Here is a 10791-nt window from a genome sequence, read left to right on the forward strand (position 1 = left end):
GCGGAGCGGTTGGGGGCGTTCCTTGGTGATCGTCCTGAACTGTCCCTGGTTGATGTGGCGTTCTCGTTGGCGTCGTCGCGGATGGTGTTGGAGCACCGGGCGGTGGTGGTCGGCGCCGACCGGGACGAGCTGCTTGCCGGTGTGGGCTCGGTCGCTGCCGGCGTACCAACTGCTCGCGCCGCCATCGGTACCGGGATCAGCGTGGGTTCGGGCGCGGTGTTGGTGTTCCCGGGCCAGGGTTCGCAGTGGGTCGGCATGGCGGCCGAGCTCCTGGACTCCTCGGAGGCGTTCGCGTCCCGATGGGCTGAGTGTGAGCGGGCGTTGGCGCCGTTTGTGGACTGGTCGTTGACGGAGGTGGCGCGTTCGGTCGACCCGGCTGTCCTGGAGCGGGTCGATGTCGTTCAGCCGTTGTTGTGGGCGGTGATGGTGTGTCTGGCGGCGACATGGCAGGCGGCGGGTGTCGAACCCGCTGCCGTGATCGGTCACAGTCAGGGTGAGATCGCGGCCGCGGTCGTCGCCGGCGCGTTGTCCGTCGAAGACGGTGCCCGGGTCGTCGCCCTTCGCTCGCAGGCGATCACTTCCCTCTCCGTTGCCGGCGGCATGCTGTCCGTCCCCCTTCCCGTCGCCGAGGTGGAATCGGTCCTGGCCGGCTACGAGGGCTTGGGCGTAGCGGCGGTCAACGGCCCGGCGGTGACGGTCGTTTCGGGTGATGCCGCAGCCCTGGACGCCATCCAGGCGGCCTGGGAGGCGGAGGGCGTCCGCGTCCGTCGGATCCCGGTGGACTACGCCTCGCACTCCCCGCATGTCGAGGCGATCCGGGACCGCATCCTGGCCGACCTCGCCCCCCTCACCCCCACGCCCACCCCCACCACCTTCTTCTCCACACTCACCGGCGAGGCGACCGACACCACGCACCTCGACGCCGACTACTGGTACCGCAATCTCCGCCAGACCGTCCGCTTCGAGGACGCCGTCCGGGCCGCGGTCACCGCCGGCCACACCGTCTTCATCGAAGCCTCCGCCCACCCCGTCCTGACCGTCGGCGTGGAGCAGACCCTCGACGCGGCAGACGCCACCGGAGCCGCCTTCGGCACCTTGCGACGCGACCACGGCGATGTGGCCCAACTCCTCACCTCGCTCGGCCAGGCGCACCTCCACGGCCTGCCCGTCGCCTGGGACAAGGTCCTCGCCCCGTACCATCCCCGGCGCGTCGACCTGCCCACCTACGCCTTCCAACGCCAGCGCTACTGGCTGGCGGAGCCGGCCCCCGACGCGAGTCGGGCCGTCGATCCCGCGGAAGCCGACTTCTGGCGTGCGGTCGAGAAGGAGGACGTGGGCGCGCTGGCCGACACGCTCATGGTCGAGGGCGATGAGCGTGCGGCACACCTGTCGGCCGTCGTGCCGGTGTTGTCGTCCTGGTGGCGCGGACGGCGGGAGCGTTCCGCCGTGGACGGCTGGCGTTACCGGGCGACGTGGAAGCCGGCGTCCACGGCCAACGGTGCGCGGCTCAGCGGCCGTTGGCTCGTGGTGACCGCCGAGGGCGAGGACGGGGGCGGGCACGCGACCGCGTGCCGCCGGGAACTCGCCGAACACGGCGCCGACGTGACCGTCATCGACCTGGCACCGGACGCCAGCACCCCCTTGCGGGCCGCCCTCGCCGCACGACTGGCGGAGCTCGCCGCGGAGGACGGCTTCACCGGCATTCTCTCGACCCTGGCGTTGGATGAGCCGACCACCCACGCCGACACCGACACCGCCCCCCAGCCCCCCACTCACCCCCACACCCCCCACCCCCTCCTCCGCACCGCTCTCCTCCTCCAGGCGTTGGGCGATGCGGGCATTGAGGCGCCGTTGTGGGGTGTGACCAGCGGTGCGGTCTCCGTGGGGCGGGCCGATCGATTGCGAGCGCCGGAGCAGGCCATGGTGTGGGGGCTCGGGCGGGTGGCCGCCCTGGAGCACCCCGACCGTTGGGGCGGACTGATCGATCTGCCCGAGGTGTTGGACGAGCGGGTGGGCGCCCGACTGGTCGCCGTGCTCGCGGGTGCGGACGGGCTGCGCGGTGAGGACCAGGTGGCCGTGCGGTCCTCCGGGGTGTTCCTCCGCCGACTGGTCCGGGCTCCGCGGAACCGGCAGTCCCTCCGGCAGCAGGGCCAGGATCAGCAGCAACGAGAGCAGGGTGATGGGCTGCAGCCGTCGCAGCCGTCGCAGCCGTCGCAGTCGTCGCGGGTCGCGCAGCGTCCATGGCAGCCCTCCGGCACCGTGTTGATCACCGGCGGTACCGGTGCGCTCGGTGCGCACCTGGCGCGTTGGGTGGTGCGGGCCGGTGCCGAGCGGGCGTTGTTGCTCAGCCGGCGGGGCGAGGCCGCTCCCGGGGCGGCGGCGCTGCGCGAAGAGCTGGGCGAGCGGGTCGAGTTCGCGGCGTGCGACGTGGCGGACCGCGACGCGTTGGCGGCCGTGTTGGCCGCGGTGCCGGAGAACCGGCCGCTCCGCGGGGTGCTGCATGCGGCCGCGGTGCTCGACGACCGCGTGGTCGACGGGCTGACCCCGGAGTTGTTCGACGGCGTGTTGGGGCCCAAGGCGACCGCGGCCAGGCATCTGCACGAGCTGACCCGGGACCTCGACCTCTCCGCCTTCGTGTTGTTCTCGTCGCTGAGCGGCACCCTCGGCAATGCGGGCCAGGCCAACTACGCCGCCGCAAACGCCTACTTGGACGCGTTGGCCGAGCAGCGCCGCGCCGACGGGTTGCCGGCCCTGTCGGTGGGTTGGGGTGCCTGGGCCGGGTCGCTGGCCACCGACACCGCCGTACGCGAAGGCCGGATGCGCCGGGCCGGGATGGGCTTCCTCACCCCGGACGGGGGCATCGCCGCCCTTCAGGACGCGCTCGGGCAGCCGGAGGGCACGGTGGCCGTGGCCGATGTGGCGTGGGAGAAGTTCGCCCCGTCGTTCGCGGCCATGCGGCGCAGTCCGCTGCTGGAGGGGATCGAGGAGGCCCAGCAGGCGATGGCGGCCGCCGCCGCGGAGGCCGGCGGGCCCGAACTGGCGCGCCGGCTGGCCGAGGTGCCGGCCGGCGAGCGGCCGCGGGTGGTGCTCGACCTGGTGCGGGCGCACGCCGCCGCCGTCCTCGGGCACGGTTCGGTCGGCGACGTCGAGCCGAACCGGGCCTTCCGCGAGCTGGGTTTCGATTCGCTCACCGCCGTCGAACTCCGCAACCGGCTGTCGGCCGCCACCGGAATCGCGCTGCCGGCCACGGTGGTCTTCGACTACCCCAACGCCACCGGCATCGCCGAGCACTTGCTGGCCAGTGTGGTGGAAGCGCGGCCGGGCACCGACGGCAACCCCATCGGCGGCAGTCTCACCCACAGCAACCTCCCACACGGCAACCCCATCGGCGACGACCCCATCGTGGTGGTCTCGATGGGTTGCCGGTTCCCCGACGGGGTGGGCACGCCGGAGGAGTTGTGGCGGATGCTCGCCGAGGGGCGGGACGGCGTCGGTACGTTCCCCGAGGACCGGGGGTGGCAGCTCGACGCGCTGTTCGACGCCGATCCGGACAGTCACGGGAAGAGCTATGCGCGGCACGGCGCGTTCCTCGACGACCCCGGGGCGTTCGACGCCGCGTTCTTCGGGATCTCGCCGCGCGAGGCGCTGGCGATGGACCCCCAGCAGCGCATCCTGCTGGAGATCTGCTGGGAGGCGATCGAACGCGCGGGCATCGACCCGGGTTCGCTGCGCGGCACCCAGACCGGAGTGTTCGCCGGTACCAACGGGCAGGACTACACCGCCCTGTTGGCCCACGCGCCCGCCGAGTTGGAGGGCTACACCCTCACCGGCAACGCGGCCAGCGTCGTCTCCGGGCGGATCGCCTACACCCTGGGGCTGGAGGGCCCCGCGGTCAGCGTCGACACCGCGTGTTCGGCGTCGCTGGCGGCGGTGCACCTCGCCGCCCAGTCGCTGCGCTCCGGTGAGTGCTCGTTGGCGCTGGCCGGTGGGGTGACGGTGATGTCCACCCCGAGCGTCTTCGTGCAGTTCTCCCGGCAGCGGGGGCTGGCGGTCGACGGACGCTGCAAGTCGTTCGCGGGCGCCGCGGACGGCACCGGTTGGGGCGAGGGCGCCGGCGTGGTGGTGTTGGAACGGCTCTCCGACGCCCGGCGCAACGGGCACCCGGTGCTGGCCGTGCTGCGCGGCTCGGCGATGAACCAGGACGGCGCGTCCAACGGCCTGACCGCGCCGAACGGCCCGGCGCAACAGCGGGTGATCCGCCAGGCGTTGGCCAACGCGCACCTCTCCGGCGAGCAGGTCGACGCGGTCGAGGCGCACGGCACCGGCACCACGTTGGGCGACCCCATCGAGGCCCAGGGCATCATCGCCACCTACGGCCAGGAGCGGCCGGCGGACCGGCCGTTGTGGCTGGGGTCGATCAAGTCCAACATCGGACACACCCAGGCGGCGGCGGGCATCGCCGGGTTGATGAAGATGGTGCTGGCGATGTCCAGCGGGACCCTGCCGGCCACCCTGCACGTCGACCGGCCCACCCCGCACGTGGACTGGGAGGCCGGCGCGGTCCGGCTCCTCACCCAGGCCCGTGCCTGGCCGGAGGTCGACCGGCCGCGGCGTGCCGCGGTGTCCTCCTTCGGGGTCAGCGGTACCAATGTGCACGTCATCCTGGAACAGGCACCGGAAGAGACGTCACCTCAGGCACCGGAACCAAGGCGGCCTGCCACAGACACGGAGGCGACCCCAGGCGACACCCCCACCCCCTTCCCCTGGGCGCTCTCCGCCCGCACCGAGGCGGCGTTGCGGAACCAGGCCGAACGGCTGCGCGCGCACCTGTCGGCGCGTCCCGAGTTGTCGCCGGCGGCCGTTGGGCATGCGTTGGCCACCACCCGGGGGTCCTTCGAGCACCGCGCCGTCGTCATCGGCGGGGACCGCGACGAGCTGCTTGCTGCGGTGACGGCGCTGGCCGACGGTCGGCCCGACCCCGCGGCCGTGCAAGGGGTCGCCGGCGCCGATAGGGGACGGCTAGGGGTGTTGTTCTCCGGTCAGGGCTCGCAGTATTCAGGCATGGGCCGTGCGCTGTGGGAGCGGTTCCCGGTGTACGCCGAGGCGTTCGACGCGGTGTGTGCCCGGATGGACCGGTTGCTTGACCGGCCTGTGCAGGATGTCCTCTGGGGCGCCGACGACGGTGACCTCAACCAGACGGTCTACGCGCAGGCCGGGCTGTTCGCCGTCGAGGTGGCGCTGTACCGACTGATCGAGTCGTTCGGGATCCGTCCCGACGTGCTGATCGGCCACTCGATCGGCGAGATCGCGGCCGCCCACGTCTCCGGAGTGCTGTCCCTCGACGACGCGTGCGTGCTGGTCGCGGCGCGCGGCCGACTGATGCAGGCCTTGCCGGAGGAGGGTGCGATGCTCGCGGTGCAGGTCACCGAGGACGAGATCGCCCCGTTGCTGGACGAGCACGACGGCCGGGTCGCGCTGGCCGCCGTCAACGGCCCCTACGCGGTGGTGGTTTCCGGCGACACCGACGCCGTCGAGGCGGTGCGGGAGTGGGCTCAGGAGCGGGGGCGCAAGACCAACCGGCTACGGGTGTCGCACGCCTTCCACTCGCACCGGATGGAGCCGATGCTCGACGAGTTCGCCGAGCTCATCGCCGGCCTGGACTACCAACCGCCGCGCATCCCCGTCGTCTCCACCCTCACCGGCCGGGCCGCCACCGCCGACGAGCTGTGCAGCCCGCGGTACTGGGCGGACCAGGTCCGCGGCACCGTGCGGTTCGCCGACGCGCTGCGGACCGCCGCCACCGACGGCGCCACCACCTTCCTGGAGGTCGGCCCGGACTCCGTGCTGGCGGCGCTCGCCGGCACCGCGTTCCTCGACGGCGAGCGGGAGCCGGCCACCGTGGCCGCCCAGCGCGCCGACCGCGAGCCCGAGCGCACCCTGCTCGGCGCCGTCGGCCGGCTGCACACCATGGGCGTCGCCGTCGACTGGTCGCCGGTCTTCGACGGCCAACGTCCGGCCGGACCGGTGGAGTTGCCGACCTACGCGTTCCAGCGCGAGCGGTTCTGGGTGAAGCCCGGACCGTCCCGCGCCGGGGATCTCACGGCGGCCGGGCTCGGCGCGGCCGGGCACCCGCTCCTGGGCGCCGCGGTCACCCTCGCCGACTCCGACCAGACCGTGCTGACCGGCCGGCTGTCCGTGCGGACCCACCCCTGGCTCGCCGACCACGCGGTCCAGGACGCGGTGCTGCTGCCAGCGACCGCCTTCCTCGAACTGGCCCTGTACGCGGCCGAACAGGTCGACTGCCGGACCGTCGAGGAACTCAGCCTGGAAACGCCCCTGGTGCTGCCCGCGGACGAGGCGGTGCAGATCCAGGTGACCGTGGGCGCGCCGGACGCGTCCGGGCGGCGCGCGCTGAGCGTGCACTCCCGGCTCGCCGACGACCCGTGGACCCGGCACGCCAGCGGTTCGGTGCTCCCGGAGATCCCGTCGGAGGCCGCCGCCGTGGACGCCGACGCCCTGGCCCAGTGGCCGCCGGCCGGCGCCACCGCGCTCTCCGTCGCCGACTTCCGTGCCGAACTCGCCGGGCTGGGCTTCGACTTCGGGCCCGCGTTCCAGGGGCTCCAGGCGGTCTGGCGGCGCGACGGCGAGGTGTTCGCCGAGGTGCGCCTGCCGGACGAGGTGGTGGCGGACGCCGGCGCGTACGGGCTGCACCCGGCGCTGCTCGACGCCGGACTCCAGACCGCCGGCATGAGCGGCCTGTTCGCCGACGAGGAGGGCGCGCGGCTGCCGTTCTCCTGGGCGGGCGTCACCCTGCACGCGGTCGGCGCCGACAGCCTGCGGGTGCGGCTGTCGCCGGTGGGCAACGACACCCTGTCGGTGCTGGCGACGGACGCCACCGGTACCCCGGTCCTCGCGGCCGGTTCGGTGACCCTGCGGGCGCTCGCCGCGCCGGGGGCCCGGGCCGCCAAGGGCGCCGAACCGCTCGCCGTCGACTGGATCCGCATCGACGCCGACGCGACCCCGGACGTGGCGCACTGGGTCGCCCTCGGCACGGTCGCCGGGCTGAGCACCGGCCGGACCGGACACCGTCCCCTCCCGTCGTACCCGGACGCCGCCGCCCTGGCCGAGGCGATCGACGCCGGCGCCGTGGCACCCCACCTCGCCGTCGCCGAACTCACCGACGACACCGGCCCGGACGCCGACCTGGCCGCCGCCGCACACCGCACCGCGGCCCGGGCGCTCGCCCTGGTCCGGTCCTGGCTGGCCGACGAGCGGCTCGCCGACACCACGCTGGCGCTCGTCACCAGGGGAGCGGTCGGCGTGCTGTCCGACGACGCGGTGCCGGGCATCGCGGCCGCGCCGGTATGGGGCCTGGTGCGCTCGGCCCAGTCCGAGCACCCCGGCCGGTTCCTGCTGGTCGACGCCGACGGCACCGAGATCGGCAACGGGGCCCTGCCGCGGGCCCTCGCGGCCGGCGAACCCCAGACCGCGGTGCGCGGCGCCGACGTCCACGTGCCCCGGCTCGTGCGCGTCCCCGCCGATGACACCGCTCCCGCCGATGACACCGGAGCGGCGGGGGAGACCGGCACCGACCCGGAGCACGGGCCGTGGGACACCGCCGGCACCACCTTGATCACCGGCGCCACCGGCATGCTGGGCGGGCTCGTCGCCCGCCACCTGGTCGCGCAACACGGCGTCCGCCACCTGCTGTTGCTCAGTCGCGGCGGCCCGGACGCGGACGGCGCCGACGCTCTCCTCGCCGACCTCCGCGCCCTCGGTGCGCAGGCCACGCTGCTGGCCTGCGACGTGGCCGACCGCGCCGCCCTGGCCCGGGCCCTGGACACCCTCCCGGCCGAGGCACCGCTCACCGCCGTCGTGCACACCGCCGGCGTGGTCGACGACGGCGTCCTCGACGCGCTGACCGACGAGCAACTGACCACCGTCCTCCGCCCCAAGGTCGACGCCGTGGTCCACCTGCACGAGCTCACCCAGCACCTGAAGCTGTCGGTGTTCGCCGTCTGCTCCGCGGCCGCCGGCCTGTTCGGCGGGCCGGGGCAGGCCAACTACGCGGCCGCCAACACCTTCCTGGACGCCTTCGCGCAGGCCCGCCGGGCCCAGGGCCTCGCCGGCACCTCGCTGGCCTGGGGCATGTGGGCCGCCACCGGCGGCATGACCGGCCGGCTCGGCGAACGCGACCTGTCGCGGGCCGCCCGCTCCGGTTTCACCCCGATCACCGCCGAGCACGGCATGGCCCTCTTCGATGCCGCGCTGGGGCAGGACCGTGCGGTCACCGCCCCGCTGCGGCTCGACCTCCCGGCCCTGCGCGCCCGCGCCGCCACCGGCGGCGTGCACCCGCTGCTGCGCGGCCTCGTCCGCCCGGCGGCCCGGCGGGCGACCCCGTCCACCGCCGCCACCGACCCCGCCGCGCAGCGCGCCGAACTGGCCGCGCTGCCCGAGGCCGAACGCGCCCGGAGCCTGCGGGAGTTGGTCCGGGCCCGGGTCGCCGAGGTCCTCGGCCACGCGTCCCCGCTCGCGGTGGACCCGGACCGGGGCTTCCTCGACCTCGGGTTCGACTCCCTCGCCGCCGTCGAACTGCGCAACCGGCTCAACGCGGCCACCGGCGTCCGGCTGTCGACCACCGCGGTCTTCGACTACCCGTCGGTCACCGTGCTCTCCCAGCACCTGGGCGAGCTGGTCGCACCGGCCGACGGCGGCACCCGCACACCGGTCGGCGAGGAGATCGCCAAGCTGGAAGCGGCCCTGGCCGCCACCGACTTGGCGCAGGTGGAGGTGGCCGACATCACCGGCCGGCTGCGCCGGCTCCTGACCACATGGCAGGAGCGGGAACGGAGCGCCGCCGGCGACTCCGCGGACCGCGTCGACGCCGATCTCGACGACGCCAGCGCGGAGGAGATCTTCAGCCTTCTCGACGACGAGCTCGGCGCGCCCTGAACCGTCGGTGCCAGCAGTCCACAGCTTCTAGGGGGAGTGAACGTCCGTGACGACTGACGCGAGGTACCTGGACTACCTCAAGCGGGCCACCGCCGATCTGCGCGAGACGCGGCGCCTGTTGCAGGAGGCCGAGTCGAGGAACACCGAACCGGTCGCCATCGTGTCGATGAGCTGCCGCTACCCCGGCGGGGTCGCCTCGCCGGAGGAGCTGTGGACGCTGGTCGCGTCGGAGACGGACGCCATCTCGACGTTCCCGACCGACCGCGGCTGGAACCTGGAGGCGCTGTTCGGTCCCGACGCCGCCGCCTCCTTCGTCAGCGAGGGCGGATTCCTCTACGACGCCGCCGACTTCGACTCGGCGCTGTTCGGCATCTCGCCCCGCGAGGCGCTGGCGATGGACCCGCAGCAGCGGCTGATGCTGGAGACCTCCTGGGAGGCCCTGGAACGCGCCGGCCTGGACCCGACCTCGCTGCGCGGCAGTCGCACCGGCGTCTTCACCGGCGTCATGTACCACGACTACACCGCCGGCGTGCGCGCCGTGCCGGAGCAGTCGGCCGGCTTCATGAGCACCGGCAACGCCGGCAGCGTGGTCTCCGGCCGGGTCGCCTACACCTTCGGCCTCGAAGGCCCCGCGGTGACCGTCGACACCGCCTGCTCCTCCTCCCTGGTCGCCCTGCACCTCGCCGTCCAGGCCCTCCGCCAGCGGGAATGCGGTCTGGCGCTGGCCGGCGGCGTGGCCGTGATGTCCACCCCCGGCACCTTCGTCGACTTCAGCCGGCAGGGCGGACTGGCCCCCAGCGGCCGCTCCAAGTCGTTCGCCGCCGCGGCCGACGGCACCGGCTGGAGCGAGGGCGTGGGCGTACTGCTGCTGGAGCGGCTGTCCGACGCGCAGCGCAACGGGCACCCCGTCCTCGCCGTCGTCCGCGGCACCGCAGTCAACCAGGACGGCGCCAGCAGCGGCCTGACCGCCCCCAACGGACCGTCCCAACAGCGCGTGATCCGGCAGGCGTTGGCCAACGCGCACCTGTCCGGCGAGCAGATCGACGCGGTGGAGGCGCACGGCACCGGCACCAGGCTGGGCGACCCCATCGAGGCCCAGGCACTGCTCGCGACCTACGGCCAGGACCGGAACACCGGTCACCCGCTCTGGCTGGGCTCGATCAAGTCCAACCTCGGCCACACCCAGGCCGCCGCCGGTGCCGCCGGCATCATCAAGATGGTCCAGGCCATGCAACACGGCGTGCTGCCGAAGACGTTGCACGTCGACGAGCCCACCCCGCACGTCGACTGGTCCGCGGGCGACGTGGAACTGCTCACCGAGGCGCGCCCCTGGCCGGAGACCGGCCAGGCACGCCGCGTCGGCATCTCCTCCTTCGGCATCAGCGGCACCAACGCCCATGTGATCCTGGAACAGGCACCCGAGCCGGAGGCCGCCGAGGACGAGCCCGGGCGCGGGGACGCGGGCCCGGTGGCGTGGGTGCTGTCGGGCAAGTCCGAGGCGGGACTGCGGGCCCAGGCCGGGCGACTGGGCGCGTTCCTGGCGGAGCGCCCCGAGGTGGCCCCCGCGGACGTCGCCCTCTCGTTGGCGTCGTCGCGGGCGGCGTTGGACCACCGCGCGGTGGTGGTCGGCGCCGACCGGGACGCGCTGCTGGCGGGCGTGGGCGCGGTGGCGTCCGGCGAACCAACGTCCGCCGCGATCAAGGGCGTTGGGGTCGGCGCGGGCTCCGGCGCGGTCCTGGTCTTCCCGGGGCAGGGTTCGCAGTGGGTCGGTATGGCGGCCGGTCTGTTGGATTCGTCAGAGGCGTTTGCGTCGCGTTGGGCTGAGTGTGAGGGGGCGTT

Annotated in this window: 2 protein-coding genes; both read left to right on the forward strand. The window is 74.2% G+C overall.

Translation table 11 applies throughout. From position 1 onward, the window contains the following. Nucleotides 1-54: 54 nt before the first annotated feature. Nucleotides 55-8952: an SDR family NAD(P)-dependent oxidoreductase gene (locus tag ACIQU6_RS42785; protein WP_403487818.1), complete on the forward strand. Its 8898-nt coding sequence runs from the start codon at nt 55-57 to the stop codon at nt 8950-8952. Between the two features lie 46 nt (nt 8953-8998). Then, a partial coding sequence (locus ACIQU6_RS42790) for a type I polyketide synthase (RefSeq protein WP_403487820.1) occupies nt 8999-10791 on the forward strand: 1793 nt, incomplete at its 3' end.

It is taken from the genome of Streptomyces sp. NPDC090442, from assembly GCF_044769405.1.
Taxonomy (GTDB): domain Bacteria; phylum Actinomycetota; class Actinomycetes; order Streptomycetales; family Streptomycetaceae; genus Streptomyces.